Origin of the sequence: Synechococcus sp. CS-1328, assembly GCF_025128095.1 — a bacterium.
GTDB lineage: Bacteria > Cyanobacteriota > Cyanobacteriia > PCC-6307 > Cyanobiaceae > CBW1002.
The window spans coordinates 1-26,291 of the sequence record NZ_JAHLYT010000045.1 but is presented as its reverse complement, the minus strand read 5'-3'; the positions used below and the strand labels follow the sequence as shown (position 1 = coordinate 26,291).

Below are 26,291 nucleotides of genomic sequence, written 5' to 3'. Positions count from 1 at the left end.
TGCAGGTGCGGGGCTCCAATCCTGGCGAAGCGGTGGATCGGGCGCGTCCGCAGCAGGATGACGGCCTGGCAATTCTGCAGTTGCTCTGGCGCAGAGGCATGCACGAATGGCCTGGAGAGACCCTCTACATCGCATCAGAGCAGGACGCATGGCGTTGTTTAGGCCCAGCTGAGAGAGGAGGATCCGAGCGGCTGGGTCGAGCGGTCGAAACCGGGTTTGATGTCCGTCATCTCCAGAAGACTGGGCAGGTAGGTGATCGTGCCGAATGGACCGTCGATGGTTTCAACCGGAAGCTGGGCTTCGCGAATCAGATCAGCCCATGGCCGGCTTCCATTGAGGGCGGCAGCATCCAGCAAGCCGACGTCCTGGGCCCACATGCACATGCGGGTGAGGGAGACCCGCACCTGGTAGCTGCCCCCCTCTTCGGCACGTTTGAGCAAGGCCGCCGTGATCGCAGCGGCGCCGACATAACCAGCCAGGTAGTCAGCGAAGATATTCTGCACAGGCATCAAGGGGGCATCCACGGCACCTTCCTCGTCCACATAGCCGGAAACGGCCACGGCCAACATGTCGAAACCGCGGAAGTCTGCCCATTCACCTTCAAAGTCAAAGCAGCGCAACTCATGCGCGATGATCCCGGGCTTGCTGGTAGCCAGAGCCTTAGGTGAGATGCCTTTCTTATCGAGATTCAGGTAAGAGCAGGTAAAGACATCGGCATCCTGGAGCAGGCGGAAGAAATCCTGACGGTCCGTACTGTCCCGCAGGTCGCAGTAGGCGGCGCGTTTACCGATATCCGTTTCAAGTCGCCAGTTGAGGTGATCGGGATAATCAACCCGTGAGAGATGCAGCACATTCGCCCCGAACTCAGCCAGCGTGCGGGCAGTGATCGGTCCGCCGATCACATGGGTGCAATCGAGAACGTTGATGCCGCGCAGTGGGCGACCATCCGCGGGAAGATTCGGCGGCAAGGGAATCGGATCACTCTCGCCAATCTTGATCAGCTCAACCACAGGTTTAGCCGCCAGTCGGGCTCCGACTGGATGGCGGCGCCATTCCTCAGCGCTGCGCACCACCCCTACGGCAGCTCCCTCATCGCGCAAGGCCCGCTCCAGTGCTTCAGCGTCCCATGTGCTGACAGCCTGCTCAACGGCCCGTGCGCTCGGAGCACACTTCAGCACACGATACACAGCATCACGCAGGCGTGGATACAGCGTTTCGAACTTGATGAAATGTTCATCGCGAGTGGTGTAGAACTCACTTCCCACTGGATCATCAAAGGATCCCGGTGCGCCGTAATCAGTGAAGCCGAGCTCACGGCCATTCTGGCGTAAGTAGGCGATGCCATGGTGCTGGTGCACGCCAGCATGGGCATCGGTGATCACGTCCTGAACGGCTCCTCCACGCCGCTGCCAGATGTCGCCAAGACACATTCCGAGACTGGCCTGCGCTGCCGCCATCAACTCTCCAAACCGATGACGCGAGGCCAGCAGCGGATCGCGATTTCGAATCGTGACACGACCTGGATAACTACCTTCTCGCCTCCCCAGGGCCTTCTGGATCATATCCAGGGCACGTTGGGCGGATTCAGCTTCAACCTGGGCCATAGTTTGAATGGTTTTGGCAGTTGGATTGCCGCCAACAGGTGAGAACACAATCATGCTAGTGGTGCCTAGGCACCACGTCCATGGGCAGCAAACACAACCGAGATTTCGCAGCTCCCTCAGCACTCAACCGCAGCGTCCCAAACGGCAAGGCGGATCATCGCGATCGGGACGTTTCCAGCTGACGGTCGGCCACCGCCTGCTCAGTCATGGCTCGGAGGATTTTGGTACACTGCCGCAGCAGTCAGGCTGTGTCGGATACCTTCAGGAGCCGTGGCACGCGGCCAAGCATCGACTCCAGCCGACTACGTGGCATCAACAATCCAGATCTGACGCAAGGGCTGGGGCATGATCACGAATACGGCCTCAATGGATGAGAAGATTACGAGTCCGACTGACTGGCTGGGTACCATGTCGAGAGTTCGGAACTGAGTAGCATCCTGATGGCAATCTTGTAGCCATCCATCGCTAAGAAAGAGCAGAATCACACCCAGGTGATCGTCTCAAGCAACATATCTCAGGCAACACGTCCCAGGCAAAAGTTCCCCACCTGGAACCTGGTCAACCTCCTGCGGTTCGTCCCAGAATCCTGATGATCTCACCCAGCATCTGGATCATGTGCAAGACGCAGAGTCAGTCGGACCCCAATGGTTGACTTCACGCCGCAATCCGCTTGCAGCCAAGCGATCACGAGCACTCGATCGCTGTTCACCGGTGGCAGCTGCCAGTTATCCAGTGGCCGTTACCCAGGAGCAATCGCCATCCTCGGCAGCGCTTCACTGCGAAAACAGTCAGACTGTGCTAACTATCATGCAGCACCTGGCTTCTTCCGTGGCGCCTCTGCCCCTCGCTGCCGTACCGCGCCTCCTGGTGCGATGGCTTGGGCTGACTGTGCTCGCGCTTGGGACCGTCGGCTGCAGTTCCAGCATCACCACTCTCACGGTGCCGGTGAGTCGCTGGCCGGGATTTGAATTTTTTCCACTGGCCCAGGAGCTGGGCCTGGACCGGCGCCATGGGCTGTCCCTCAACCTGAAGGTCTACGCCAATCCTCAGGACATCGTGCATGCCTATCTACGCGGTGATCTCCATCTGGCCCAGCTGACCACCGTGGAGGCCGTGGACCTCTGCAACCGTGTTCCGAAACGCTGCCCGGTGGTGGTGCTGGTACTGGATGAATCCCGTGGAGGTGATCAGCTGGTGGTGGAACGCTCCCTTGATTCCATTACCCAGCTCCGCGGCCGGACCGTGGCCATCACCCCGTCCACCTTGGGCCCGTTCGTCCTGAGCCGTGCCTTGGCCCGTCATGGCCTCAAGCTTGATGATGTCGAGTTGAGCCCCATGCCGCCTGAGGCCATGACGGAGGCCCTGGCCCGTGGTGATGTGGCTGCCGCTGCCCTGTTCCCGCCCTTTCTGGAAAAGGCCATCGCTACCGGCAAAGTCCGTCCCCTGTTCACCAGCCGCGAGATTCCGGGCGAGATCTTCGACATCCTTGTGGTGGATCCAGACTTCCTGGCGAGCAATCGGCAAGCGATGGCCCGCTTGGTGCGTGTCTGGCAGGACGCCCACGATGAGGCTGATGAGCGGCCCCAGCCGGCGATTGCCATCATGGCCCGGCATGAAGGTGTGACGGAGCAGGCCTTCCGCAACTCCCTGGAGGGCCTGGTCTTCCTGTCCCTCTACCAACAGGAACGACTGTTCGCCCCGAACGGAGTTCTTGAGCGCAACCTCATCACCTTGCGGGAGGTTCAGGCCTATCTGGATCTGCTTCCCGCCGATGCACCCCTGCCCCCCGTGGACAGCTCGGTCATTCGCGCGGCTCTGCAACGTTAGGCATCGCTTGTTCAGCCCAGGGTTACAGGGCTGATCGGCGCCGCCTCGACTTCCAGCTCGGTGGCGAGATCGACATCGGGCTCAGCCACGGTCACGCCGTGACGGCCCTGGCGGTCCTTGCGGATGTACAGCGCCTGGTCAGCCCGTTCCATCAGCAGGCTTGGGGAGTCATCGTGCTGCGGGATGGCGCAGGCGACGCCGATGCTGGCGGTGATCCAACCGACCACGGGGCTCGAGCCATGGACGAGCGCCAGGGCATCCAGCGCCGCGAGGATGTCGTGGGCCATCTGGGTGGCTTCAGGTAGGGCGGTATCGGGCAAGAGCACCGCAAATTCCTCGCCGCCGATCCGGCACACCAGGTCGGAGCTGCGCCGGGCCTGGCGGCGGATGACATCGGCGACGGTCTTCAAGCAAGCGTCCCCCTGCACGTGTCCGTAGAGATCGTTGTAGAGCTTGAAGTGGTCCACATCCAGGATCAGCAGACTTAACGGCTGTCCACTGCGGAGCCCTCGGCTCCATTCCTCACTGAATCCCTCATCAAAACGGCGGCGGTTGCCGACAGCGGTGAGGCCATCGGTACTGGCCAGGGATTTCAACTGTGCCGTGAGTTCCTGTCCCTCAGCCACCAACTTCAAGAAGCTGCGAATCAGGCTGCCGATCTCCGAGGGGGCATGGTTGATCGTCGAGCTCTGAATGGCGAGGTTCACGTCTTCCCCAGGCGCCTGCATCAGCTTCTCGAGCTGCAGCAAGGGGTGCAGAATCCGATCCGCAGTTCGCCAGGCGAACAGCAGGCCCACAAGCCAGCCCAGCGCCAGTCCGGTCAACCAGAAGGCAAAGCCGGTCCTGAGCGCCTGATCCTCCTCGCGTTTGAGGGTGTCGCGCTGGTCATCGAGTTTGCGCTGCAGCGTCGCCAGCACCTCCCCGTGGCGGCGGATGGCGGTGATGGCCGGGTCGCTCAGCATGCTTTCCAGAACCGCGATCGGCACCGGCTGCTGCCTGGCCTGGGCAGCTCGGACCTCCACGGCCGTTCTCTCCAGGTTGCGTTGCACCTGAACCGTGAGCAGGCGGATGGCTTCCAGTTCCCGATGCAGAGCGGGATCGCCTGAGGCCAGGGTCAACGAGGCCAGCTGTTCATCCAGGGTGGTGCCGAAACCCCTGAGCCCCTCGACGTCGCTGTCGAGTTGGTGAAGCAGCTGGGTGGGGGTGCCTGGCAGCAAGTATTGGCCGGTGTGGGGCACAGCCTGGAGCAGTTTGAAACTGAGGTGGGTGAGGCTGTCGGACTGGAACGCCACCCGGCGTGCCTGGACCGAGACCCGATGGCTGGACCACGAGCTCAGGGCCCAGCCCCCCATGGCGGCCACGGTGACAATCGCCAGGGTGGTTGCCTGAATCGCAAACAGTCGCCGACGAAGTCCCACACCCCATGGCGTCTTTGTGGACTTAGCCTAGGACCCAATCTACGCAGCATCAGACAGCCGTATCAGACTGTCCGTTGCTCCGGCCGCTGGAAGCCTGGTCCCGAGCAGCCGTTGAGCCACTCGGCCAACTTGGTGTAGCGCTTGCGACCCAGGTAATTCTTCACGGCCATGGCCAGAGCTTTCTTCTGGCCCACCAGATTGCGCTGCAGCATGGCGTGGTACTGCGTCAGCAGGGGGATCACCACTGCCGGATATTCACTACCCTGACTTTCGTGAATCGTGCAGGCATAAGCCGGCACCAGGTTGTCGAGTTCACCCCAGCCGTAGATCACCGCCCGCCCGTCGAACCACACGGTCATTTCGCTACAAACAGTCCGCTACGGTCAGTCCGCTGTTATCGGCATCCAGCCCATCAATGGTGCCCACATCACCGTTGAAACCTCCTTGTCGTAGTCGTTGGCGATCTGCATCACCTTGTCGCCGGCGGCAAAGCGCCAGCCGAAGCGCTCCACCTGCTCGGCCGGATCAGGGTTGAGCAACTGCTGCAACGCCAGGTTGAGCGATCGTGAGCCGCAACCACCGCGGGCCATGGGGGTGAGCACCTGCACCTGGGCGATCGGATCGAAACCGAACCGGGCCGGGATGCGCTCGCCCACCAGCTTGAGGATCAGGGCCACGGCCTGCTCGGGCATTTCGGCCGGCAGGAAGTAAAAGTCGGTGGGGACATCAGCCTCCGGGCTGCGCAGATCGGGGATCATGCCGGCATTGATGGCATGGGCGGTGGTGATAATGCGGCTGCTGGCCGCCTGCCGAAACACCTCGCTCAGCCGCGCCACCGGCAGGGCGCTGCTGCGGATTCCATCGGCCAGCACCTGGCCTGGTCCCACCGAGGGCAACTGGTCCACATCCACCACCCGCAGGTCGCACTCCAGCGGCAGCTCGCGGCCCCGCCGGAAGCCGCAGGCCGCCGGGTCGAATCCAGCAGCAGGTGGATGGTTTTCGCCTCCAAACCGGTGGCCTCGGCCATCCGCTTGGCGGCCTGGTGATCACAAGCACCTTGCTGACGAGGGCCTGCTGCACCGCCGCTGACTGGCTGGCGCTCACCGCGGTGTCATCGGCTCGCTCGACGGCGAGCAAGGCACCGGCGAGCCGGAGCAGCTCCGCGGCCGGATGATCGCGGTGGGTTCGATCCCGAGCCGGGCGGCGATCGCATCAGCGGTGCGGAAACCGATGCCGCGGATCATCCCCGAACCGAGGTACTTCTCGATCCCCTCGGCCGTGGTGGGCGCCGAAGCACGCAGGACAGCGGCCTTGAACTGCTGGCCGTGCTCACGGCTGTTCACCCAGACGCCACTCAGGGTGACCCATTCACCGGCACTGATCTCGGCGGCATGGCCCACCACCGTGACCAGATCGCGGTGGCCGCGCGCCTTGATGCGCAGCACGCAGAAGCCTGTACTGGGGTTGTCAAAGGTGACCCGCTCGATCGACCCAGCCAGCACCTCGGTGGGTTCGGTGTCGCGGATCGCCCCGGCGCCGAATCAAAGTGCCCGGACTTCAAGCGGCCCCCATCGGCAGCGTGACGATCATCACCCGCCTCGACAACGATCCGGCCCTGGATCCGCTGGTCCAGCCGCGCCTCAGTGTGATCATCCCGCTGCTGAATGAGGCCCGGGCTGTCCGGCAGTTCGGCGCTGCCTGGCAAACCATGGCAGCCAGCGGCGCTGAGGTGCTGCTGGTCGATGGCGGCAGCGAAGACGGCACGCTCGTATTGATTCAGCAGCTCGGCCTCCAGGTCGTTGCGGCGGAGCGGGGCCGGGGCCGGCAGCTGCAGGCGGGCGCCGAGCGCTCCAGGGGCGAGATCCTGCTCTTTCTGCACGCCGATACGCAGCTGCCCGCCGATGGCCTGGAGCTGGTGCGCCGCAGCCTGCACAGCCCTCACTGTTGGGGCCGGTTCGATGTGCGCATCGACGGGCAGCAACGGATGCTGGCGGTGGTGGCCTGGGCCATGAACCTGCGCTCCCGCCTCAGTGGCATCGCCACCGGCGATCAGGCCATGTTCATGACCCGCGAGGCGTACCGGCAGAGCGGCGGTTTCACGCCGCAACCGCTGATGGAAGACGTGGATCTCTCAGCCCGGCTGAAGGCCCTCGCCCCACCCGTCTGCCTCAAGGCCCAGGTGACGACCTCAGGCCGGCGCTGGGAGCGCAACGGCGTCGTTCGCACGATCCTGCTGATGTGGAGCCTGCGGCTGGCCTATCGGCTTGGGGTGCCGGCCTCGACCCTGGCCCGGCTGTATCGCTGAGGGTCGGTTGGTTGCCGGGGCTGCGCGCCTCGATTCAGCAACAGGAGCTGCCCGTTGAGGCTGTTGCGGCAACTGCTGCCTCTGCTGACACGCCGCCTGCTGTCGCCGTCGCGCTGGAGGTGAAGGGCAGGGCTCCGCCGCAGCCGGGGAACAGGCCGTAATGGCGGCTGAAGTCGCCGATGAAGCTGAAATGGGGCGCCAGGCGGCTCTCGGCGAGCATGCGGTAGGTGTTGCCACACACCGGAAAGACCCGGCCGGTCTCGATGGTGTGGTGCTGATCGAAGCGCAGCAGATGGGGGTGGGCAGGAATCGTGCCGCGATAGATCACCGCCTGGCCGTGATCTTCACAGGCATCCTCCAAGCCATCGATCCGGAACAGGCGATAGGTGGCAGAGAAAAAGCGGATCTCTCCGGTCTTGGAGGCCAGGTCAGGGTCGGTGATCGCCAGGGGACGATCCGCCACCAGACGTGGATCCAGGAAGCCGGTCTGTTGAGACAGCCGCCGGAAATCGTTCCAGTAGAGGGCGCCGCTGAGGCATTCGCCATAGAGCACCGGATCCTGCCGCAGGGCCTCAGGGATGCGCCGGTCGGCATACACATCGGCGAAGTAGAACTCCCCGCCAGGCTTGAGCAGCCGCCGCACCCCCTGCAACACCGCCAGCTTGTCGGTGGAGAGATTCACCACACAGTTGGAGATCACCAGATCGAAACTGGCGGGCTCGAGATGGAGCTGATCCAGCTGCTCGATGGTGCCGGCGACAAAGCGCACATTCGCGTAGCCGAACTGGTCGGCGTGGTACTCGCGATGGCGGTTGGCGACGGCCAGCTGTTCGGGCGTCATGTCGACACCCACCACCTCACCGCTGGGCCCCACCAGCTGGGCGAGAAGGTAGGCATCCCGACCACTGCCACAGCCGAGGTCCAGCACCCGGGCCCCCTCCAGCAGGGGCGGCGCCACCAGGCCGCAGCCGTAGTAGCGCGACAGCACCTCGGGGTGGAGGCGCGCCAGCAGAGGCCTGAGCTCCGGCGGCACGGCAGTGGCATCGCAGCAGGCGTTGGTGCGCAGGTCGTCGCTGCTGGTGAGGGTGGAGCCGTAGTACTGCCGCACCACGCTGCTGAGTTCAGCGGCGCCACTGGAGCAGGTGGAGGGATCGGCAGGCATGGGGTCTCAGGGGAGCGGCGCAGGGCGCAAAGGGGTCAGGCCTGATGGAAAGAACTGACCGCTGACGGAAGGACTTCACTCTGGATCAAGGGTTCGACCGCTGTGGCGCTACTCCGGAACCGCTCTGCCACTGCCAGGGTTGGCGGCAGCCCGCCGGGTCCCTCCGCCGATCACCGCCGTGAGCGAAACCTGTCGCACGATCCTCTTCGCCAAGGCGCCCGTACCCGGCCAGGTCAAGACCCGGCTGATCCCCGCCCTCGGCCCCCGGGGGGCGGCGACCCTAGCGGCCGCGATGCTGGAACGCGCGGCGGCCATGGCGATCGAGGCCGCCCTCGGCCCGGTGGAGCTCTGCGTGGCGCCCTCGCGGCAGTTGCCCCTGTGGCAGGAGCTCAACCTGCCGCCGAATCTGGCCTGGAGCGAGCAGGGGGAGGGAGATCTGGGGGCGCGGATGGCGCGGGCGGCGCGGCGAGCCCTGGAGAGGGGTGAACCGGTGCTGCTGATCGGTATGGATTGCCCCGCTCTGGGCAGCAGCGAACTGCGCACCGCCGCTCACCATCTGCGGGATCACGACGCAACGCTGCTGCCCAGCCATGATGGGGGCTACGTGCTGCTGGGCCTGCGGCGGTTTGAGATCAGCCTGTTCGAGGCGATGCCGTGGAGCACCCCGGTGGTTCTGGAGCAGACGCGGCGGCGCCTGGCAGCGGCGGGTTGGGTCTGGCAGGAGCAACCGCAACTGGTCGACATCGACACCCCCGCAGACCTGAGCCGCCTGGATCCGCAACTTCTGGACCTGGCGCAGCACTGGGCCCCGGACCTGATCGGCTGCCAGACCTCGCCGCCCGAATGAGGGGGCTCACTCCAGCGCCCCGCCGCAGCTGGAGCCGCTGCCGGCCGTGCAACCGAAGCAATGGTTTGCCACCGCGATCGGCTCAGAGGCTGGATCCCAGTGCAGCAGATCCTCCAGGTGAGCGCGGCGACCCTCAGCCCCCGAGGCGCCGCCGAGGGGAAGCTGCAGCTGCTGGTTGAAATCACAGTCGTAGAGCGTTCCCTGCCAATCGACACTGATCAGCGAGCGGCACATCACCTGGGCCAGATTCGCCTCACGGTGGCTAGTGCGAAGCCTCTGCTGGTAGGCCTCCAGTTCGCCGCTGGCCCGCAGCACGGCCGCATAGCGCTGAATCGGCATGTTGGCCAGGGCATAGAGCTGGTTGAACACGATGCCGAAGTCGGCCGCCAGCACCCGTTTGTAGTCGGCCTCCAGGCGCGCCTGGGGTGGCGGCAGCACTGGGCCCTGGGGGTTGTAGACGAGGTGAAGCTCGAGACCGGAGCCAGGCCGGCCATAGCCGAGGGCGTTGAGCTGGCGCAGACCCGCGATGCTGCGCACGAACACACCATCGCCCCGCTGCCGGTCGACATTGCTGGCCGAATAGCAGGGCAGCGACGCCACCACCGTGACGCCCTGCTGGGCAAGAAAGACCGCCAGATCCCCCTGGCCCGGTTCACACAGGATCGTGAGATTGCAGCGGTCGATCACCCTCACCCCCAGCTGTCTGGCGGCCACCACCAGCTCGCGGAAGCGGGGGTGCAGCTCCGGCGCGCCACCCGTGAGATCGAGCGTGTCGAGCCGGCGAGCCTCCAGCACCTGGGGGATCAACGCCAGGGAGGCGTCATCCATCATCTCGGTGCGGCTGGGACCGGCATTCACATGGCAATGGCTGCAGGTCTGATTGCAGCGGTAGCCGAGATTGACCTGAAGGGTGGTGAGGGCACCGCGGCGGATGGCCGGGAACGTGGTGGTTGGCGTGGGTGCTGCATCCTCCAGCGGCTCGGCCCTTCTCTGGTGCACGGCCGTTCTCTGGTGCAAGGCCGTTCTCTGCTGCTCTGACAAGGCCATCTCAGATGCTGGGGAGGATGCGGGGACGCTTGGGTTGCGCGTCTGATCTTGGCCAACCCTGCTGCTCGCTGTGCCAGCAAGCCGAGAGACCACCAACATCACCCTTGACTCTCCAGTGAAGGGGAGCCCATACGGTGGCGTCATTCGCCTTGTTTTGATGCCAGCAGGCACGCTTCGGATCAGCTTCACGGCCCTGGCTGCAGCTGTGCTGTTGTCTTCCACGATGTCGTCCACGGCCTTCGCCCAGGGGGATCCCCACGAGGGTCATCGCGGCATGGACGACATGCCAGGCATGACGACTCCAACCGGAGTGGATCCTGCCCATGCCGGTCATGCCCATGACGTGGGCCCGGCCGGCGTCACCTACGACCTGCGCTTCATCGACGGCATGGTGCAGCACCACACCGGTGCCCTGCGCATGAGCGAATTCGTGTTCGACATCGGCCAACCCGGTGTCGGGGCCCTGGGCAAGACGATCTGGCGGGATCAGGCCCAGGAGATCCGCGCCATGGGCCTCTGGCGCAAGGCCTGGTACCCCCAGGCTCCCGTCTATCCGGTGGCGCTGGCGGCCGGCGGCGATCCCAACAGCCTGTCTGGTCTGACCCGGATGAGCCAGGCCCAGATCGACGGCATGCGGATGATGGGCGACGGACCCACCAGGGAGAACCGGGTGGTGTGGTTCCTCGAAGGGATGCTCGACCACCACGGCGGCGCGCTGATCATGGCCCACGACGCTCTGGCCAAGAGCACGAACCCCACGATCCGGCGCTTTGCCCGGGCCGTGATCGTGGCCCAACGGGCCGAGATCAGAGAGCTGCGCCGGATGCTGGCGGTGGAGGGGTTGCGCAAGCCGGAATACCACAACTACGACGCGCTCTTTGCCCTCTAGTCCACAACCTCCAGCACGCCTCGCACCATGTTCATGCCGCAGTGGAAGGGATAGCTGCCGGCTTCGGTAGGCGGCAATTCCAGGGTTGTTGTGGCATCAAGGGGCAGATCAAGGGTCTTGTGGAAATCGGGGAAGATCACCTGGGCCACGCAGCCGCTCGGATCGATCCGGTGAAACGCCAGCCGCAGCGGCCGGCCGGCCTTCACTTTGATTCTTGAGGGCGCATAGCCGCCATCCACGGTGATGGTGATGTCCTGCACGCCCGCCTCGCCGTCGCGGGCCGCCACACCACCGCCATGGCGGCCGAGGAACCACCACAGTTCCCAGGCGATCAGCAACACACCAACGGTGGCGACCAGGGCCTTCAGCACCACGGGCTGATCAATGGCACGCCAGAGCGGTTCGGCTTTGACCAGGTCGGCAGCAAAGAGATGGGTCATCAACTGGCGGCAACGGGCAGGGGCTTGGGCCGAAAGTTCCGCAGCCTCAGGGCATTGCTCACCACCGACACGGAGCTGAAGGCCATGGCGCCGCCGGCGATCATCGGGCTCAGCAGCCAGCCGGTGAGGGGGAACAGCAGGCCGGCGGCGATCGGGATGCCGGCCACGTTGTAGGCGAAGGCGAAGAACAGGTTCTGGCGGATGTTGGCCATGGCAGCGCGGCTGAGCTCGATCGCCGCCGGCACGCCGGCCAGGTTGCCGGAGATCAGGGTGATGTCGCTGGCGGCGATCGCCACATCGGTGCCGGTGCCCATGGCGATGCCCACGTCGGCCTGGGCCAGGGCGGGGGCGTCGTTGATGCCGTCGCCCACCATCGCCACCGGGCCCTCTCCCTGCTCCTGCAGCTTGCGAATCACCGAGGCCTTGTCGGCGGGGCGCACCTCGGCGATCACCCGCTCGATCCCCACCTGGGCGGCCACCACCTCGGCGGTGCGGCGGGCGTCGCCGCTGAGCATCACCACCTGCAGACCCAGGCGCCGCAGGGCGGCCACGGCAGCCGCTGAACTCGCTTTGAGGGGATCGGCCACCCCGAAGCAGGCCTCGATCCTCCCGTCCACCACCACGGCCGCCACACTGCAGGCGGCCGCCTCGAGGCGCTCCACCAGGGGCTTGAGGGCGGCGGTGTCGATGCCGAGCTCCTCGAACCAGCGGGGGGTGCCGACCCGCACCTGCTGGCCGGCGATCGATCCCTGCACGCCGCGGCCGGCCACGGCCTCGAAGCCCTCCACCGCAGGCAGTGCGCCGTCCTTCAACTGGCTGCGGGCATAGGTCACGATCGCTTCAGCCAGGGGGTGTTCGGAACGTGATTCGATCGCGGCGGTGAGGGCCAGCAGGGTGCGGGCCGGAAGTCCACCACCGTTCAGCCGCTCGAAATCGGTCACCTCCGGCTGGCCGCGGGTGAGGGTGCCGGTCTTGTCGAGCACGACGGTGCGCAGCTTGCCGGCCGTCTCCAGAGCCTCGGCGCTGCGAAAGATCAGGCCGTTCTCGGCCCCCTTGCCGGAGGCCACCATGATCGAGGTGGGGGTGGCCAGGCCCAGGGCGCAGGGGCAGGCGATCACCAGCACGCTCACCAGAAACAGCATCGCCAGCACGGGATTGCCGCTCACCAGGAACCACACCACGAAGGCGGCGATGGCCAGGGCGATCACCACCGGCACGAACCAGCCCACCACCTGATCGGCCAGGCGCTGCACCTGGGTGCGGGAGCTCTGGGCCTGGCGCACCAGCTCCACGATCTGGGCCAGCACCGTGTCGCCGCCCACCCGGCTGACCCGGAAGGTGAAACTGCCGCTGCGGTTCATTGAGGCGCCGATCACCGCATCGCCAGGCGCTTTGGCGACAGGTGTGGGTTCACCGGTGAGCATCGATTCCTCCACCCAGGAGCTGCCCTCTTCGACCACCCCATCGACGGGCAGCTTCTCGCCCGGTCGTACCTGCACCAGGTCCCCCACCACCACCAGCGACACCGGCACGTCAACCGGTTGTCCTTCCCGCAGCACTCGGGCGGTGGGGGGCTGCAGCTGCAGCAGCAGCCGGATCGCTTCTGAGGTCTGGCCGCGGGCCCGGGCCTCCAGCAGCCGGCCCAGCAGCACCAGGGTGAGGATCACCGCCACGGTTTCGTAGTAGACGTCGGCCGGCAGGCCTTCAGCGATCAGCACCTGCGGGAACAGGGTGGTGAACAGCGAGGTGAGGTAAGCGATGCCGGTGCCGGCCGCCACCAGGGTGTTCATGTCGGCGGAGTGCTGCCGCAAAGCCGACACGGCGCCGGTGAAGAAGTCACGTCCGCACCAGAACAACACCGGGGTGGTGAGGATCAACTGGGTCCAGGGGCTGCTGAACCAGAGCGGCAGGAACGCAAGGCTGTGAAGCCCCAGCATGTGGGGCAGGCTGGAGAACATCACCAAAACGGTGAGCACGGCAGCCACGCTGACCTTGCGGCGCAGCAGGGTGCGCTCCCGGGCCAGCTCCCGCTCCATGCCGTCCGCCGATCCAGACATACTGTCCGCTGATCCGGCTGGGCCCTCGGCATGGCAGCAGGGTGGGCCGGGGGAAGGGGCGCTCATTGGGTGCGTGACATCAGGGGCCTGGCGTTGGCGCGGGGCTATGGCTTCAAGTTAGTGATGTCCAGTCAGATAGAGAGCTATGTCCGGTGATTTTCGTATCTTGATTCCGGATCTTTCGCCTCTGGGCTCTGTGATGTTGGTTGCTTGCGGCGACCGCCGAACATCAGGCCGACGCCGGAGATGGCAATCATCAACGTCAGAATTCCGATGATCGCCGAGTAATAGGGCTGCAGATTGAGCATCCCGAAGTTGCCCGTGTGGACCTTGAGCAGCCAGAAGGCATCGATGTTGTTCGCCAGCATCAGTCCATAGATCGAGCCCGACAGCGCGGTGATGATCAGGGGGACCGCTGCGATCGGCACCAGGGCTCGATGGATGCGGCGGCGCAGATGACGTCGGCTCAAGGGGATCCCCTGCGTTGGGTCAGTTGTTCTGCAGAGCCTTGTGGAGCGCCTGCTCATTGGCACAGGGCATCCACAGCGAGCCCATGGCAAAAGCTCCCTTGCACTTGAGCTCGGCGGCACGTTTTTCAGCGTCCTGCTTGGTCTTGAACATGCCCTTCATATGCGCCTCAGCGGCTGAGGTGGTGAGCAACGGGGCGAAGGCCGCAGCTGCCAGGGCAGTCAGCAGGGCCCAACGGTTGGGCTGCTGGAAGGGGCCGCTGATGTGCGGGGTCATCGTGGTCTCGCGGGGATGGTCAGAAAGGAACTGATGGTGTCACTTCTCCTGGGAGACGGCCTTCTCGTACACATCAAAGTTCTGGCAGGGCATCCATTCCTTTCCCATCGCGAAGGCACCACTGCACTGGAGTTCCTTGGCTCGCTGTTCGGCAGCGGCCCGGCTCGGAAACATGTCGTTGGCCTGGGCACGGGCCTCGCTGCTGCCCAGGCAGACGCCAGCCGATACCAGGAGAGCGAGAGCGAAGCGGTTCACGGAGTGAGGGGGGAGCACAGATCCGTCACCTTAGAGTCTCCCCACGAGAGGAGAGTCAAGCCCATGACCGCCGTTGGCATGAAGATCGGGGCCCTCGCCAGCCGCAGTGGCCTGCCGATCAAGACCCTCCGCTACTACGAAGATCTCGGCCTGCTGCCGGCGTTGGGCCGCAGCGAAGGCGGTTACCGCCTGTTCGCCGAGGAGAGCCTGCGGCGCCTGGACTTCATCCGGCGGCTCAAGAGCCTCGGTCTGACTCTTGATGAAATTCAGGAGTGTCTGGCGGTGCACGATGCCGGCGAGCTCCCCTGCGGCGACATCCAGCGGCAGCTCCAACGGCAGATCGATCTGGTGGACAAAAGGCTTCGGGAGCTGCGTCTGTTCAGGAAGGAACTGCAAAGCCTGCTTACGAACTGGCAAAGCGATCCAGCGCCGAACATTGCCGTGATCTGCCCGAATCTCAACGTCTGAGCAGCCCCCGGCCGGCGGAGGGCGCGTGAACATTCGGCTGACTTGTCAATCCACTAGCTAGCCCGTGGCCACCTTGGAAATGGACGATTAGCGAGCGGTGTTCAAAGGATGACCACCAACGATCCACGCCGAAGACTCTTCGGACGGCCAGCCCTACTGCTGCTGGGCGCAGGAGGAGTGATCACGATCTGCCTGTGGCCCGGCGCCCAGTGCCTGTCCCAGGGTTGGGGCGGTGCAGGCATGCATGGAACTGGAGGAGCACCAGGCATGCCCGGGTACGGAGGCGGGGCGGGCATGCCCGGGACTGGAGGAGGCGTGGGAGGCCCGGGCCGGATGGGGATGGGCTATTCGGACCAGCAGTTCATCGTGATGATGATCCCCCACCACGACGGTGCGATTGCCATGGCCGATCTCGCCCTCACCCGCGCGCAGCGGCCTGAGATCAAGGCCCTGGCGAAGAGCATCAAGACCAGTCAGACCGAAGAAAACGCCCAGATGCGCGCCTGGTATCAGCAATGGTTCGGCCAAAGCGTGCCCACCTGGGGACCTGGCGCGGGCTGGGGCTGGCAGGGCGGGATGGGAGCGATGGGAATGGGGATGGGAATGGGGGGCGGGCCCATGGGTTGGGGCACCAACCTGGTCGCCCTGAGCCAGGCTCCAGACTTCGATCGAGCCTTCATTGAACAGATGATTCCCCACCATCAGATGGGCGTGATGATGGCCTCCATGGCCCAGATCAACGCCCAACACCCCGAGCTGCGCAAGCTGCAGCAAGCCATGGTGCGGGTACAGAGCGAGGAGATTGAACAGATGGAGCAGTGGTACCGAAAGTGGTACGGAACTCAGCAGGCGCCACGCTGAGAGCCTGCGCCCGGATCAATCGATTCGACTGTGGATCAATCAGTTCTTGATTGATCCGTTAGTGATCAATCCGTTGTGGGTCAATCAGCGATTGATCGATTAATTGCCAATCAATCAAATGCTGATCAATCAGTGATTGATCGCTGCCAGCCTCTGCAGACGCACCACCAGATCATCGATCGAGTCGTCCTTGGCTGGATTGGCGCGATTGCTCACCAGCTGCCGGCCGACCAGATTGGCACCGAGATGGGCCAACTGCAGCCGCAGCGCGGTGAGCACCGTGTAGCCACCACCGCCAGAGTGGGTGGCAATCGCGATCGGCCGATGGTTGAACAACCTGCGAAAATCGTCCCCCTGCACCGATAGCCAGGCGACGGCACTGGTGAACAGTGGCGGGATCGAGCCGTTGTACTCCGGTGTGCAGATCACCCAGCGGGGAGATGCATCCAGCCGTGCATTGAGCTCGGCAACCCCGGCGGGGATGCCGCTCTCCGCCAGGGTCAGAGGATTGAACAGAGGCAGTGGCAGCTCCGTCAGGCCGAACACCTCCGCGGACAGGTCGTGCCCGCGTGCCGCTGCCGCAAAGCGCTCAGCGAGCCGGAGATTCTCGCCGGCACTGACGGAGATCACGAGGACATCGGCGGACATGGAGAACCGGATGAAGGGCAAGGAGTGGGCGAGAACGCCAGGATCAGCGCACCAAGGGATCAGCGCACCAGCTGCCCGATGGGCTCCAGGGCGATCACGCCCCCACAGAGGGCAAGCAGCAGGGCGAGTCCCTGGGTCAAGCCCAGGGGCAGGCGTCGCAGCAGCAGGAAACTGCCGCCACTCACCAGCAGCGAGGCTCCGAAGGCGCCCAGCCACCACAGCGCGGCAGAGCCGTCCGCCGGGGCCTCCAGGCCGTGCAGCATGGCGTGAACGGCCACAGCAGTGCCCACCAGGGCACCACAGCCACTGATCTGGGGTGCCTGGCGGGCGCCCAGGCTGCGCAGCGCCAGCACCGCCACCGCCGTGATCGCCAGGGCCGCCAGCAGTTCCTGGGCCGGCAAGCTGCCTCCCATCGCCCCGAACACCCCACCGGCCATGGCACCAGCCAGGCCCCAGAGCAGCAGCTGACTGGAGATGCAGGAGGCGGCCGCCCCCACACCGATCAGCAGCAACAAGTGATCGGCACCGCTGATCGGATGCAGGAAGCCGGCAGCGACGCCGCCCTGAGCGATGCCGTGGGCCTGGGCCGGCTGATCCAGCAGCAGCATCGCCAGGCAGGAAGCGCCCACGATCGAGGCCAGGGATCGGAAGGAGAAGGAGGGTGTCATCGAATGAGCCGGTCCGCGCCGGTGATGGTGGTTGAACACGGCGAGCGTTCTGACTGAGAAAGCCGGAGGGCCTCCATCACAGCTGCGGGACAGTGCCGGACTCAGCGCAGGACGAACCCGCACCCCACCGGACTTTCCTCCTTGCCTCCAGGGAGTGACCCTCTGGAACCGTTCGCGCCATTCTGCTGCCCCTCATCCCTCAGGGGAACCAACGCTCCCCTTACTGCGGATGTCGCCACAGCCAGCCGAGCATCAGCAGGCCGGCAGCGGCGATCCAGCTGCCGCCCACCCGCAGGCCGATGGCCAGCCAGCGCGGCTGGGGCGGGGCCAGGGGCAACAACAGCAGACTGACGAGCACGGCGATCGCCACCACCTCGCCCAGCAGAGCCGGCAGAGCACCCTGATGACCGGCCAGGGTGGAGCCCACCACCATCGCGAAGGCGATCGTGAGGCTGGTGCTGAGCACCAGGACGACCAGCCGACCCAGCCGAACCCCCAGGGCAGTGAGACACCCGATCAGGGTGATCACGGCCATACAGGGGAAGGCCAGCAGCACCAGACAAACAATCAGCAGAAGATCTGTGGGGTCCAGCAGGAGCCGGGCGATGCCGTCACCCCAGGGACCCAGCCCGGTGGGAACCAGATGGGCCAGGATGCTCACGTGAGGGCCCGCTCCAGAAACCACAGTCCCACCAGAGTCACGCCACCCCCAGTTGTTCGCACGAAGGAGCGCCCACCTGGCCAGCGGCGAGTCTCGCCCAGCAGAACCCCCAGAGCAGGGGGACCAAGCACGGCACCCCAGAGGCCCACGGCCACCATCGCCACCACATGATCGAGCCCGGCGATGGGGTGCAGAAAACCGGCCACAAAGCCACCGCCGTGGCCACTCTCGGCATGGGCCCAGGCGGGGGGAGACAGCCCAACCGCCGCCGTGCGGGCCAGGGACAACCAGCAGGCTCGGCGCATCGGCTGCTCGCGGATGCCGTCAAGGTTGCCGCATCTGGGACCAGAACTCGCCCCGCGGCCAGGGGGCTCAGGGGCAAAGCAGAGTTGGTCGTCGTTCATCTGAGCGGGGGCGCACGTCTGAAATCAGCGTGCAGGCGAGGGCGGGCTGCCGAGCGAATCTTCCTGCGAAGAACAGTGCGGGGACCTGGACTGCTATTGCGCCCACTCGCCCTGGGCAGAAACAAATGCACAGCGAAAAAGAATGCACAGCAAAACCGTCCTGGCCCAGAGGCAGGACGGGCAAGCCCTTCAGGATCTTGTTGCCAGAACCAGCCATGCCCATGAAGAAGCGCCCCTAGTCTCCAACCAGGCAGCAGCCGACCATTTTGAAGGAACTGACCAACCGCCAGCCCGATCTTGCACGGATTCCTGATCCCGAGGGAGACCTGCACGGCTGGGAGCACTTCGCCCACACGATCAATGGTTACGAAGCAGCCGGGTCATTCGAGGCCTGCGCCGATCTGGCCAACAACAATGGTGCAACCACGCTCACGGAACTGCGCTGCGCCCTGTTCTTCGTGGCCAGGAGCGCTCGCCACGGTGGGATGTTTTATGACTGCACCCCCCAGGTGCGGGAACTGCTGAAGAAGATTCGGGCGCGGGTAGAAGCAGGAGATCTGCAGTGAGTCTCCATCGGCACCCACCACATTGACGATCAGAATGTGATCGTAGGCTTACGGCACCTCGTTGAGAAAGAGTGAGCGCATGGGTGTTTTTCGTTTCGCTCTGGTCGTTGTCTTCCTTGTGATCGCGGGCTACACAGGAGTTGTTGCCTCCAGCCATGGGATGGGCCTGCTGTCATTGTTGATTGGCGACATGGCCGAGGTGGGATGGCCGGGTCAATTCGACCTCGATTTCCTTTGCATGCTTGGCCTGTCCGGGACCTGGGTGGCATGGCGGCACCACTTCTCGCCTGCCGGCCTAGGCCTGGCACTCCTTGCTGCCTTCGGAGGCTCACTGTTTCTGAGCCTCTATCTCCTGATCGAGAGCATTCGGCTGGAGGGAAACACCAAGGCACTGTTGCTTGGTCCCGACCGGGCAGCCAGGTGATCAAGACAGCAGCCCCTATTCATTGGGGAGACGAAAAGCGATGCTTCAACAGTTGGCTGGCCAGTTGACACAAGTCCTCAACAGTTAACCACTCGGCCCGAGGAGGACATATGGAAGTTCTGATCAGCGACAGGGTCAGCAAGAACGCCTGAGGCGAATGGGGATCCGTCAGCGGTGGACCTCAGGTTGGCGGAGGAATTGCTAAAGAGTGGCCCAATCGCGCACCACCTGTGCTCACGGAGCCCGCCAGGGAGAACGGCAGCATCGAGGCTTTGCCCTCCGACGTGATTGCCCTGCGCAACGTGAGCCGGCGCTACGGCGACGCCGCCGCCATTGAGGACCTGAGCCTCTCGATCGCCGCGGGGGAGTTCTTTTCCCTGCTGGGCCCCTCCGGCTGCGGCAAGACCACCACCCTGCGCCTGATCGCGGGTTTCGATCGCCCCCAGGCGGGCCGGATCCTGCTGCAGGGCCGCGACCTCACCGAGGCGCCACCACACCGGCGGCCCGTGAACCTGGTGTTTCAGAACTACGCCCTCTTCCCCCATCTCAGCGTCTGGGACAACGTGGCCTTCGGGCCCCGCTCGCAACGCCTGACGGAACCGGAGATCCGCCGGAGAGTGGGGGAGGTGCTCGAGGTGGTGCGACTGCCTGAGCTGGCGCGGCGGCGGCCCCACCAGCTTTCCGGCGGCCAACAGCAGCGGGTGGCCCTGGCGCGGGCGCTGGTGAATGCACCGGCCGCCCTGCTGCTCGACGAACCGCTGGCCGCCCTCGACCCCGACCTGCGCCGCACGATGCGCTCCGAGCTCAAGCGCATCCAGCGGGAGGTGGGCATCACCTTCCTGCTGGTGACCCACGACCGGGAGGAAGCCCTCAGCCTCAGCGACCGCCTGGCGGTGCTGCATGGAGGCCGGCTGGAGCAGGTGGGCACGCCACGGCAGCTGTACGACCACCCCCGCAGCGCCGTGGTGGCCACCTTCCTGGGCGCCGCCAACCTGCTGCCCGAAGGTGCCGCGGGCGGATTGCGGCTGCTGCGGCCCGAGCGTCTGCGGCTCAGTGCCAGCCCACCAACGGAGGGCGAGCGGGGGCTGCGGGCACGGGTGCGCGAGCTCGCCTTTCAGGGAGCCACGGTGGAGGTGCGGCTGTGCTGCGCCGATGACCTACCCCTGATCGCCATAGACACCAGCGCCGCCCTGCCGGAGAATCTGCGCATCGGAACGGAACTCTGGTGCCGCTGGGATCCGGCCGACAGTCATCTCCTGGAGGCCTCGTTGCCTTGATGTCCCACGTTTCGCCCCCGTACGGCCGTCGAACCTTCCTGAAACGGCTGGCCTGGGGGGCCTCAGGCGCCGTTCTGGCACCGGCGCTGCTGCAGGCCTGCGGGCGGGGACCCGGCGGGAACACGGGTGATGGCGCCGGGGATGGCGGAGGTGATCGCGGTGGCGAGCTGGTGATCTCCACTTTTCCGCTCTACATCGATCCGGGCGCCCCAGGCGCCCCCGGCAGTGTCGAGCGCTTCAGCAAGGACACCGGCATCCGTCTGCGCTACGTCGAAGATGTCAACGACGTGCGCCAGTTCTTCGCACGCATCCGGCCCCAGCTGGCCGCCGGCCAGCCCCTCTCCCAGGACCTGGTGGTGCTCACCTCCTGGATGGCCGAGCGGCTGATCCGGCTCGGCTGGGTGGAGCCGCTACCCCTGGCCGACGTGCCCAACGCCCGCAACCTCATCCCCTCCCTGCGCAACCCCTCCTGGGATCCGCAGCAGCGCTACAGCCTGCCCTGGCAGTCCGGCATCGCAGGCATCGCATACAACATCAAGGCCACAGGTCGCGAACTGCGCGGCATCGACGACCTATTCGATCCTGCCCTGAAGGGTCGGGTGTCAGCACTGCTGGAGATGCGCGACACCATGGGGCTGCTGATGCTGGCCGACGGCAAGGACATCAGGCGCCCCACCTGGGAGGAGGCCCAACCGTCGTTCGATCGGCTGGAGAAGGCCCGCCGCGATGGGCAGATCCGCCGCTTCACCGGCAACGACTATCAGAACGATCTGCTGGCCGGGAATCTGGCCGCCTGCATCGGCTGGTCGGGGGATGTGGCCCAGCTGGCTCTGGAGCAGCCCGACCTGCGCTTCCTGGTGCCGGAAAGCGGTGGCGTGCTCTGGGCCGACGTGATGCTGATGCCCAAGGGCGCCCGCCACCGCAAGGAAGTGGCCCAATGGCTCAACTGGGTCTACGACCCGATCGAGGCGGCCCGCATCGCCGCTGCCGTGCAATACATCTCACCGGTGGAGGGGGTGCGCGACATCCTGGCCAAGGATCCGGCCACAGCCGCCCTGGCCGCCAGTCCGCTGATGTTCCCGGATGCGGCGGAGCAGAAAAGACTCCACATTTTCGGCCCCCTGAGCGATTCCGAGGAGGCCCGCTGGGAGGAGCGCTTTGCCCGCATCACCGAGGGCTGAGGGGAGGGCTGGGGCCCGCCGGCGGCGGTGCTGGTGGCCGTGGGCACTGCTGGCGCCAGGCCTGCTCTGGCTCCTGGGGCTGTACGTGCTGCCCCTGCTGGCCCTGGTGCCGCTGTCGCTGTCGGAACCCCTCAGCCGTTTCGGCCTGGACACGGTGTTCAACGGCCGGATAGCCAACTACCTGGAGGTGCTGCAGACCTATGGCCCGATCCTGGTGCGCTCCTTCGGCTTTGCCGCTATCGCCACGGCCCTGGGCCTGGTGCTGGCCTACCCACTGGCCTTTGCGATCCGCTTCCGAGGCGGGCGCTGGCAACCGCTGCTGATCGGACTGGTGGTACTGCCCTCACTCACCTCCTATCTGGTGCGAGCGATCGCCTGGACCAGCCTGCTGGGTGACAACGGACCGGTGCTGGCTCTGGTGGAGGCCCTGGGGCTCACGGGTGTGCTCGATGGGTTGGGGGTGCTGCGCGATGGACGGCTGCTGAACACCGCCGCCGCGGTGATCCTGGGACTAACCAACAACCTGCTGCCGTTCCTGGTGCTGCCCCTGGTGGTGGCGATGGAACGGATTGATCCACGGCTGCTGGAGGCCGCCAACGATCTGCACGCCGGTCCGCTGCGGAGTTTTGTGCAGGTGGTATGGCCCCTGTCGTTGCCGGGGCTCGGTGCCGGCATCCTGCTGAGCCTGATCCCCGCCGCCGGCGATGTGGTGAATCCACTGTTCCTGGGTGGGCCGAACGAGCGGATGATCGCCAACACAATCGACAACCTGCTGCTGGTGCAACTGCAGGCACCGCGGGCGGCAGCCCTGACGCTGGTGCTGATGGCGCTGATCACGCTGGCAGTGCTGCTGCAGCTGCGCGGCCGTGGCATTGAGGAGCTGCCGCTGCCATGAACCGCCTGGGATCGTTGGCGCTGGGAGTGTGGAGTGCGTTGGCCTACGGGTTGCTCTATGCGCCGGTGGTGGTCACGGTGCTGTTCAGCTTCAACGCGCCCCGCGGGCGCTTCAACCTGGTGTGGCAGGGCTTCACCCTGGAGAACTGGCGCCATCCCCTGCGCGATGCCGCGCTCACCGAGGCGTTCTTCACGAGCCTCGGCCTGGCCGTGGCGGCGGCGCTGTTGGCGGTGCTGCTGGGGGGGCTGATGGCCCTGGCACTGGGCCGTGCCCGGGTGCGCGGCAGTCGTTCGATTGAGCTGCTGCTGGCCCTGCCGCTCACCAACCCGGAGATCGTGCTGGCCACAGCACTGCTGAACCTGTTCGTGGGCATCGATCTACCGCGTGGACCACTCACCTTGCTGCTGTCCCACAGCCTGTTCTGCCTCAGCTACGCGGCGCTGATCCTCAAGGCCCGACTGGCAGGATTCGATCCAACCCTGGAGCTGGCCGCCCAGGATCTGGGGGCACCGCCGCTGGCGGCCTTCCGCCGGGTCACCCTGCCGCTGCTGGCGCCGGGAATCCTGGCGGCCACCCTGCTCTGCTTCTCCCTGTCATTCGACGACTACGTCGTGAGCAGCTTCACCGCCGGCGAGATCGTGACCTTGCCGCTCTATCTGGCCGGAGCCTTTCAGAGGGAGATCTCTCCCCAGATCCAGGTACTCTCCACTCTGGTGCTATTGGTGAGCGCGGCGCTGCTGGTGTTGGCGACACCATCCCGGCAGAGCCGGTCTTGAGAGCTGAGGCGTGGGTGGCCTGCATCCTCGACCAAGGCGAGAACCTCAAGCGCGTCAAAGCTGAGGGTCTGAAAAAACACTGAGTCGATCATCCAGGTCGGCCAGTCCTTGGCTGGCTGGATTGCCGTGTTCTCCCCATCCTGCTGCTACTTCTACGCGATGGCAGGCAACCCTTCTCAGGAAAACGATCAGAAACCACAGATCAAACTGGGGTTGAGTAACACCATGAACGGTCATAGGCGGACCCGCATAAGTCACCAGAGCCTGGAAGCGTCCATCCAAGAACCTGTGCCATCACAGCGATTCAGCAGTTCTGCACTCAGGGCAATGCGCTCCTATGCTGCAGACGACAGCGAGAAGGAGGTTTGATGCGAGCCTTCCAAATCAGCGTTTGACGACAACAACCTTCCAGGGAGGCCTGATGAATCGCATTGCCACCCGACTCACCATCCTTGGGGCCATGATCGCTCCCAGCTTCCACACCTTCAGCGATGTCCTGGAATGGATCTATCGGGGCTTCTCGCCTATCCAGCCCTGGTTGAACTACTTGGCCCTTCTGCCGCTACCAGCGGTCATGCTTGGGCTCTATCCGTCACAACGTCCGCGCATCTCTTCCCTGGGTCTCCTCGGGGCGGGTGGCTGTCTGTTGTTTACCGGTGGTGAGGAACCGGGCCAATGTAAGGGCTCGATAGGACCTCATGTCAATGCGATCGATCACTACAGCCTGGGTAGAGCTGGATACACGGCATTGCTTGCTGCCAACGGCATGAAAGAGGTGTGGGCAGAGGCCCGAGAAGACGGCAACTTCACATACCTCTACAAGAAGATGCCCAACAACAGCGTTGCACGCCGACGCGGCAAATCGCGTGCGTGACCCCCGATCGTTGGCGCATGTCCAAGCCGACGGCTGGGTCTTCGATCGCCGCTTGGGATAGGCTGGACATGAACATTTCTAGATTTTGATGATGAAACTCGGATACACAATTTTGTACGTCGCCGATGTTGCTTCATCCCTGAGTTTCTACGAGCGTGCATTCGGACTGAAGCGACGCTTCCTCCATGAATCCGGAACATATGGAGAACTTGAGACCGGAGAAACAACGCTAGCATTTGCTGCACATACACTTGGCAATACGAATTTCGCTGGTGGCCATATTCGTGCAAATGAATCAACAATACCGCTAGGGATGGAAATCGGTTTAGTAACGCTTGACGTCGCTTCTGCCCATGCACATGCATTAGGAGAAGGTGCCATTGAATTGAGCGCGCCTGTCACGAAACCCTGGGGGCAAATCGTCTCGTATATCCGAGCGCCGGATGGCTGCCTCATTGAACTCTGCACACCAGTCGGCGAGCAAATGCAACACCTAACTCAAGATCCAGAGGCCGGTGCCAAAATGCCTGGTCATTTCATCCGGCCCCTACCCGCCGCGCCACCTTGAGCGTGATCCGACTGAAATCCCCACTTAGTTCAGATCCAAGATTCGCTGCTTTCAATGCCGATGAGTCCCGCTACATCGAAGATCGAACTACCGCTCAACAGTGATGCCGAGATCGCGCGTTTAGTCGACCAGTTTGAGGTACAGGAACTTCCTTACAAACACTGGACGCACCGCGCCCACCTCGCTGTAGCCGTCTACTATTTGCACAATCATACTTTCAATGAAACGCTAAAAACAATCCGACGCAAAATCAATGATTACAACCGAGCGCGCGGCGATCCTAACGGTTACAATGAAACTGTGACGATTGCATTTCTTGCAAAGATCCGTGAACAACTAACGCAGCCAAGTTCCCGAATTTCTGCTTGGCAAGACTTTACGCTTGCTGTATCCACATGCACGATCGCCTGGCTATACAATCACTACTCTCCGGAGCTCGTTTGGTCGGATGAAGCGAAGGCACGATGGGTGCCACCAGACCTCACTGATTTTCCATTCCCTACACAATAATTACAAATAGACCTGTCCTGCACATATAAGCACTTCAAAGAAGAACTTCATACAGAATGGGAGCTGAGTTCACTCGGCGAATTGGCCCACGACTGCACGCTCCGCAGGACCTCGGCAGAAACGGGCTAGCAATCCTGTGGCGAACCACCCAGACTTCTGGGTGACGAAGACCTCCCATGCCCGTGCGTGCAACAACAAGGTCCCAGGCGCGGCTCAAGAACCGACAGCGCTGGCTCGCTCTGCTGCTGATCGGTGGCAGCCTGCTATGGGCAGGACCAAGGGCATTGGCGGATGGGGAGCCCGCCGCGGTCAAGGTGCAGACGCTGGTCCGCTCAGGCCAGGCATGGAATGGAACACAGCTGCCCGCCTATCCCAGCGGCGAGCCGGAAGTGACCGTGCTGCACATCACGATTCCCCCGGGGGTGAGACTACCCATGCACATCCACCCGGTGATCAACGCTGGCATGCTGATTCGCGGGCAGCTGCTGGTGATCAGTGAGGCGGGCTCCAGGGTGCAGCTGAAGGCAGGGGACGGGCTGATCGAGATGGTGAATCAGCCCCACTACGGCAGCAACAACGGCACAGAACCCGCCGAGATTGTGGTGGTTTACGCGGGGGTGAAGGGGAAGCCGATCACCGTACTCGAACCTTCTCCAAATGAAAGTCCGAGACTTCGTCTACCCGAACCGGCCAGGTCATCGCCAAATGCGGTGGATGGACAATGAAGTGAATAGCTGCTTGGGATGAGTTTTTGATCATGACAACCGATTCAGTTAAGGAACCTCTGGACAACGAGTCCTAAAAGAGAGTCTGGAGCCGCGGTTTGTTCGGGATGAACTATTTGAGGATGGATCGGGTGTTGATCAGCCTGAATTCACCTTTGTGGACGCTGAATCTTGCCCATTTGGGGTGGTG

The 26,291-nt window shown here is 64.3% G+C and carries 32 protein-coding genes and 1 riboswitch; of the genes, 16 read left to right on the top strand and 16 right to left on the bottom strand.

Going from position 1 to position 26,291, the window contains the following annotated elements; all coding sequences use genetic code 11:
* Nucleotides 1–158 precede the first annotated feature (158 nt).
* The gene (locus KQ310_RS07185) at nucleotides 159–1,658 is read right to left on the bottom strand and encodes a CoA transferase (protein WP_259721088.1); all 1,500 of its coding nucleotides are present in this window, start codon (nucleotides 1,656–1,658) and stop codon (nucleotides 159–161) included.
* A gap of 774 nt (nucleotides 1,659–2,432) precedes the next feature.
* Between KQ310_RS07185 and KQ310_RS07180 the strand changes: the two genes are divergently transcribed.
* Nucleotides 2,433–3,431, top strand: a complete 999-nt coding sequence (locus KQ310_RS07180) for an ABC transporter substrate-binding protein (protein WP_259721087.1) — start codon at nucleotides 2,433–2,435, stop codon at nucleotides 3,429–3,431.
* 11 nt (nucleotides 3,432–3,442) lie between these two features.
* Here the strand turns inward: KQ310_RS07180 and KQ310_RS07175 are convergent, their stop codons facing one another.
* The 4 genes from KQ310_RS07175 to KQ310_RS07160 all read right to left on the bottom strand — a co-directional run bounded on the left by KQ310_RS07175 (nucleotide 3,443) and on the right by KQ310_RS07160 (nucleotide 6,351).
* Nucleotides 3,443–4,849: a GGDEF domain-containing protein gene (locus KQ310_RS07175; RefSeq protein ID WP_259721086.1), complete on the bottom strand. Its 1,407-nt coding sequence runs from the start codon at nucleotides 4,847–4,849 to the stop codon at nucleotides 3,443–3,445.
* Nucleotides 4,850–4,911: 62 nt separating this feature from the next.
* Nucleotides 4,912–5,208: an ATP-binding domain-containing protein gene (locus KQ310_RS07170; protein ID WP_259721085.1), complete on the bottom strand. Its 297-nt coding sequence runs from the start codon at nucleotides 5,206–5,208 to the stop codon at nucleotides 4,912–4,914.
* 24 nt (nucleotides 5,209–5,232) lie between these two features.
* Entirely contained in the window at nucleotides 5,233–5,763 is a 531-nt protein-coding gene (locus tag KQ310_RS07165; RefSeq protein WP_259721084.1) for an AAA family ATPase, read from the bottom strand.
* A gap of 186 nt (nucleotides 5,764–5,949) precedes the next feature.
* Complete coding sequence (locus KQ310_RS07160) at nucleotides 5,950–6,351, bottom strand: hypothetical protein (RefSeq protein WP_259721083.1); 402 nt, start codon at nucleotides 6,349–6,351, stop codon at nucleotides 5,950–5,952.
* Between the two features lie 77 nt (nucleotides 6,352–6,428).
* Here KQ310_RS07160 and KQ310_RS07155 point away from each other — a divergent pair, with 77 nt between their 5' ends.
* Nucleotides 6,429–7,154 (top strand): TIGR04283 family arsenosugar biosynthesis glycosyltransferase, encoded by a 726-nt coding sequence (locus KQ310_RS07155; RefSeq protein WP_259721082.1) that lies wholly within the window; start codon nucleotides 6,429–6,431, stop codon nucleotides 7,152–7,154.
* A 34-nt stretch (nucleotides 7,155–7,188) separates the two neighbouring features.
* Here the strand turns inward: KQ310_RS07155 and KQ310_RS07150 are convergent, their stop codons facing one another.
* Entirely contained in the window at nucleotides 7,189–8,316 is a 1,128-nt protein-coding gene (locus tag KQ310_RS07150) for a methyltransferase domain-containing protein (RefSeq protein WP_259721081.1), read from the bottom strand.
* A 139-nt stretch (nucleotides 8,317–8,455) separates the two neighbouring features.
* Here KQ310_RS07150 and KQ310_RS07145 point away from each other — a divergent pair, with 139 nt between their 5' ends.
* Nucleotides 8,456–9,163 carry a TIGR04282 family arsenosugar biosynthesis glycosyltransferase gene (locus tag KQ310_RS07145; RefSeq protein ID WP_259721080.1) on the top strand — a complete coding sequence of 236 codons (708 nt, stop codon included), beginning with the start codon at nucleotides 8,456–8,458 and terminating at the stop codon, nucleotides 9,161–9,163.
* A gap of 6 nt (nucleotides 9,164–9,169) precedes the next feature.
* Here KQ310_RS07145 and arsS read toward each other — a convergent pair whose 3' ends face one another.
* Nucleotides 9,170–10,210, bottom strand: coding sequence for an arsenosugar biosynthesis radical SAM (seleno)protein ArsS (gene arsS / locus KQ310_RS07140; RefSeq protein WP_259721079.1), 1,041 nt, complete (start codon nucleotides 10,208–10,210; stop codon nucleotides 9,170–9,172).
* Between the two features lie 157 nt (nucleotides 10,211–10,367).
* Between arsS and KQ310_RS07135 the strand changes: the two genes are divergently transcribed.
* On the top strand, nucleotides 10,368–11,099 hold the full coding sequence (locus tag KQ310_RS07135; protein ID WP_259721078.1) for a DUF305 domain-containing protein: 732 nt from the start codon (nucleotides 10,368–10,370) through the stop codon (nucleotides 11,097–11,099).
* On the opposite strand, the gene KQ310_RS07130 is transcribed toward KQ310_RS07135, so the two are convergent.
* From KQ310_RS07130 to KQ310_RS07110, 5 genes are all read right to left on the bottom strand, one after another.
* Nucleotides 11,096–11,539 carry a cupredoxin domain-containing protein gene (locus KQ310_RS07130; RefSeq protein ID WP_259721077.1) on the bottom strand — a complete coding sequence of 148 codons (444 nt, stop codon included), beginning with the start codon at nucleotides 11,537–11,539 and terminating at the stop codon, nucleotides 11,096–11,098. The two genes, KQ310_RS07135 and KQ310_RS07130, sit on opposite strands and share 4 nt — an antisense overlap.
* The gene (locus KQ310_RS07125; protein WP_259721076.1) at nucleotides 11,539–13,596 is read right to left on the bottom strand and encodes a copper-translocating P-type ATPase; all 2,058 of its coding nucleotides are present in this window, start codon (nucleotides 13,594–13,596) and stop codon (nucleotides 11,539–11,541) included. Before KQ310_RS07125 ends, KQ310_RS07130 begins: the two co-directional genes overlap by 1 nt.
* A 143-nt stretch (nucleotides 13,597–13,739) precedes the next feature.
* A complete protein-coding gene (locus KQ310_RS07120; RefSeq protein ID WP_311134717.1) occupies nucleotides 13,740–14,066 on the bottom strand; it encodes a hypothetical protein in 327 nt (108 codons plus the stop codon).
* A 19-nt stretch (nucleotides 14,067–14,085) separates the two neighbouring features.
* Nucleotides 14,086–14,340 carry a DUF3721 domain-containing protein gene (locus KQ310_RS07115; RefSeq protein WP_259721074.1) on the bottom strand — a complete coding sequence of 85 codons (255 nt, stop codon included), beginning with the start codon at nucleotides 14,338–14,340 and terminating at the stop codon, nucleotides 14,086–14,088.
* Between the two features lie 39 nt (nucleotides 14,341–14,379).
* The gene (locus tag KQ310_RS07110; RefSeq protein ID WP_259721073.1) at nucleotides 14,380–14,595 is read right to left on the bottom strand and encodes a DUF3721 domain-containing protein; all 216 of its coding nucleotides are present in this window, start codon (nucleotides 14,593–14,595) and stop codon (nucleotides 14,380–14,382) included.
* A gap of 63 nt (nucleotides 14,596–14,658) precedes the next feature.
* Here KQ310_RS07110 and KQ310_RS07105 point away from each other — a divergent pair, with 63 nt between their 5' ends.
* A complete protein-coding gene (locus KQ310_RS07105) occupies nucleotides 14,659–15,063 on the top strand; it encodes a heavy metal-responsive transcriptional regulator (RefSeq protein ID WP_259721072.1) in 405 nt (134 codons plus the stop codon).
* Nucleotides 15,064–15,402: 339 nt separating this feature from the next.
* Nucleotides 15,403–15,924, top strand: a complete 522-nt coding sequence (locus KQ310_RS07100; RefSeq protein ID WP_259721071.1) for a DUF305 domain-containing protein — start codon at nucleotides 15,403–15,405, stop codon at nucleotides 15,922–15,924.
* A gap of 129 nt (nucleotides 15,925–16,053) precedes the next feature.
* Here the strand turns inward: KQ310_RS07100 and KQ310_RS07095 are convergent, their stop codons facing one another.
* From KQ310_RS07095 to KQ310_RS07080, 4 genes are all read right to left on the bottom strand, one after another.
* On the bottom strand, nucleotides 16,054–16,572 hold the full coding sequence (locus tag KQ310_RS07095) for an NADPH-dependent FMN reductase (RefSeq protein WP_259721070.1): 519 nt from the start codon (nucleotides 16,570–16,572) through the stop codon (nucleotides 16,054–16,056).
* Nucleotides 16,573–16,631: 59 nt separating this feature from the next.
* Nucleotides 16,632–17,240, bottom strand: coding sequence for a HupE/UreJ family protein (locus tag KQ310_RS07090; protein ID WP_259721069.1), 609 nt, complete (start codon nucleotides 17,238–17,240; stop codon nucleotides 16,632–16,634).
* A 21-nt stretch (nucleotides 17,241–17,261) separates the two neighbouring features.
* A riboswitch (cobalamin riboswitch) is annotated at nucleotides 17,262–17,428 on the bottom strand.
* Nucleotides 17,429–17,460: 32 nt separating this feature from the next.
* Nucleotides 17,461–17,901, bottom strand: coding sequence for a hypothetical protein (locus tag KQ310_RS07085; protein ID WP_259721068.1), 441 nt, complete (start codon nucleotides 17,899–17,901; stop codon nucleotides 17,461–17,463).
* Complete coding sequence (locus KQ310_RS07080) at nucleotides 17,898–18,206, bottom strand: HupE/UreJ family protein (protein WP_259721067.1); 309 nt, start codon at nucleotides 18,204–18,206, stop codon at nucleotides 17,898–17,900. Before KQ310_RS07080 ends, KQ310_RS07085 begins: the two co-directional genes overlap by 4 nt.
* Before the next feature lie 365 nt (nucleotides 18,207–18,571).
* Here KQ310_RS07080 and KQ310_RS07075 point away from each other — a divergent pair, with 365 nt between their 5' ends.
* From KQ310_RS07075 to KQ310_RS07030, 10 genes are all read left to right on the top strand, one after another.
* Nucleotides 18,572–18,871 (top strand): hypothetical protein, encoded by a 300-nt coding sequence (locus tag KQ310_RS07075; RefSeq protein WP_259721066.1) that lies wholly within the window; start codon nucleotides 18,572–18,574, stop codon nucleotides 18,869–18,871.
* Between the two features lie 160 nt (nucleotides 18,872–19,031).
* Nucleotides 19,032–19,295 carry a hypothetical protein gene (locus KQ310_RS07070; protein WP_259721065.1) on the top strand — a complete coding sequence of 88 codons (264 nt, stop codon included), beginning with the start codon at nucleotides 19,032–19,034 and terminating at the stop codon, nucleotides 19,293–19,295.
* Nucleotides 19,296–19,525: 230 nt separating this feature from the next.
* A complete protein-coding gene (locus KQ310_RS07065) occupies nucleotides 19,526–20,572 on the top strand; it encodes an ABC transporter ATP-binding protein (protein WP_259721064.1) in 1,047 nt (348 codons plus the stop codon).
* On the top strand, nucleotides 20,572–21,753 hold the full coding sequence (locus tag KQ310_RS07060; protein ID WP_259721063.1) for a PotD/PotF family extracellular solute-binding protein: 1,182 nt from the start codon (nucleotides 20,572–20,574) through the stop codon (nucleotides 21,751–21,753). The genes KQ310_RS07065 and KQ310_RS07060 overlap by 1 nt, the downstream gene beginning before the upstream one ends.
* A gap of 85 nt (nucleotides 21,754–21,838) precedes the next feature.
* Nucleotides 21,839–22,648 carry an ABC transporter permease gene (locus tag KQ310_RS07055; RefSeq protein ID WP_259721062.1) on the top strand — a complete coding sequence of 270 codons (810 nt, stop codon included), beginning with the start codon at nucleotides 21,839–21,841 and terminating at the stop codon, nucleotides 22,646–22,648.
* The gene (locus KQ310_RS07050; protein ID WP_259721061.1) at nucleotides 22,645–23,424 is read left to right on the top strand and encodes an ABC transporter permease; all 780 of its coding nucleotides are present in this window, start codon (nucleotides 22,645–22,647) and stop codon (nucleotides 23,422–23,424) included. The genes KQ310_RS07055 and KQ310_RS07050 overlap by 4 nt, the downstream gene beginning before the upstream one ends.
* A 421-nt stretch (nucleotides 23,425–23,845) precedes the next feature.
* Nucleotides 23,846–24,298: a hypothetical protein gene (locus KQ310_RS07045; RefSeq protein ID WP_259721060.1), complete on the top strand. Its 453-nt coding sequence runs from the start codon at nucleotides 23,846–23,848 to the stop codon at nucleotides 24,296–24,298.
* Between the two features lie 88 nt (nucleotides 24,299–24,386).
* The gene (locus KQ310_RS07040) at nucleotides 24,387–24,866 is read left to right on the top strand and encodes a VOC family protein (RefSeq protein ID WP_259721059.1); all 480 of its coding nucleotides are present in this window, start codon (nucleotides 24,387–24,389) and stop codon (nucleotides 24,864–24,866) included.
* 60 nt (nucleotides 24,867–24,926) lie between these two features.
* A complete protein-coding gene (locus KQ310_RS07035; protein WP_259721058.1) occupies nucleotides 24,927–25,376 on the top strand; it encodes a hypothetical protein in 450 nt (149 codons plus the stop codon).
* Nucleotides 25,377–25,552: 176 nt separating this feature from the next.
* Nucleotides 25,553–26,101, top strand: a complete 549-nt coding sequence (locus KQ310_RS07030) for a cupin domain-containing protein (protein WP_259721057.1) — start codon at nucleotides 25,553–25,555, stop codon at nucleotides 26,099–26,101.
* The last annotated feature ends 190 nt before the right edge of the window (nucleotides 26,102–26,291 follow it).

Bases quoted from the DNA above. Each gene is read 5' to 3' on its own strand.
- KQ310_RS07185 (WP_259721088.1), bottom strand. From the start codon at position 1,658: ATGATTGTGTTCTCACCTGTTGGCGGCAATCCAACTGCCAAAACCATT.
- KQ310_RS07170 (WP_259721085.1), bottom strand. From the start codon at position 5,208: ATGACCGTGTGGTTCGACGGGCGGGCGGTGATCTACGGCTGGGGTGAA.
- KQ310_RS07150 (WP_259721081.1), bottom strand. From the start codon at position 8,316: ATGCCTGCCGATCCCTCCACCTGCTCCAGTGGCGCCGCTGAACTCAGC.
- arsS (WP_259721079.1), bottom strand. From the start codon at position 10,210: ATGGCCTTGTCAGAGCAGCAGAGAACGGCCTTGCACCAGAGAACGGCC.
- KQ310_RS07135 (WP_259721078.1), top strand. From the start codon at position 10,368: ATGCCAGCAGGCACGCTTCGGATCAGCTTCACGGCCCTGGCTGCAGCT.
- KQ310_RS07130 (WP_259721077.1), bottom strand. From the start codon at position 11,539: ATGACCCATCTCTTTGCTGCCGACCTGGTCAAAGCCGAACCGCTCTGG.
- KQ310_RS07125 (WP_259721076.1), bottom strand. From the start codon at position 13,596: ATGTCTGGATCGGCGGACGGCATGGAGCGGGAGCTGGCCCGGGAGCGC.
- KQ310_RS07115 (WP_259721074.1), bottom strand. From the start codon at position 14,340: ATGACCCCGCACATCAGCGGCCCCTTCCAGCAGCCCAACCGTTGGGCC.
- KQ310_RS07105 (WP_259721072.1), top strand. From the start codon at position 14,659: ATGACCGCCGTTGGCATGAAGATCGGGGCCCTCGCCAGCCGCAGTGGC.
- KQ310_RS07100 (WP_259721071.1), top strand. From the start codon at position 15,403: ATGGGCTATTCGGACCAGCAGTTCATCGTGATGATGATCCCCCACCAC.
- KQ310_RS07095 (WP_259721070.1), bottom strand. From the start codon at position 16,572: ATGTCCGCCGATGTCCTCGTGATCTCCGTCAGTGCCGGCGAGAATCTC.
- KQ310_RS07090 (WP_259721069.1), bottom strand. From the start codon at position 17,240: ATGACACCCTCCTTCTCCTTCCGATCCCTGGCCTCGATCGTGGGCGCT.
- KQ310_RS07080 (WP_259721067.1), bottom strand. From the start codon at position 18,206: ATGCGCCGAGCCTGCTGGTTGTCCCTGGCCCGCACGGCGGCGGTTGGG.
- KQ310_RS07070 (WP_259721065.1), top strand. From the start codon at position 19,032: ATGGGCCTGCTGTCATTGTTGATTGGCGACATGGCCGAGGTGGGATGG.
- KQ310_RS07060 (WP_259721063.1), top strand. From the start codon at position 20,572: ATGTCCCACGTTTCGCCCCCGTACGGCCGTCGAACCTTCCTGAAACGG.
- KQ310_RS07050 (WP_259721061.1), top strand. From the start codon at position 22,645: ATGAACCGCCTGGGATCGTTGGCGCTGGGAGTGTGGAGTGCGTTGGCC.
- KQ310_RS07045 (WP_259721060.1), top strand. From the start codon at position 23,846: ATGAATCGCATTGCCACCCGACTCACCATCCTTGGGGCCATGATCGCT.
- KQ310_RS07040 (WP_259721059.1), top strand. From the start codon at position 24,387: ATGATGAAACTCGGATACACAATTTTGTACGTCGCCGATGTTGCTTCA.
- KQ310_RS07035 (WP_259721058.1), top strand. From the start codon at position 24,927: ATGAGTCCCGCTACATCGAAGATCGAACTACCGCTCAACAGTGATGCC.
- KQ310_RS07030 (WP_259721057.1), top strand. From the start codon at position 25,553: ATGCCCGTGCGTGCAACAACAAGGTCCCAGGCGCGGCTCAAGAACCGA.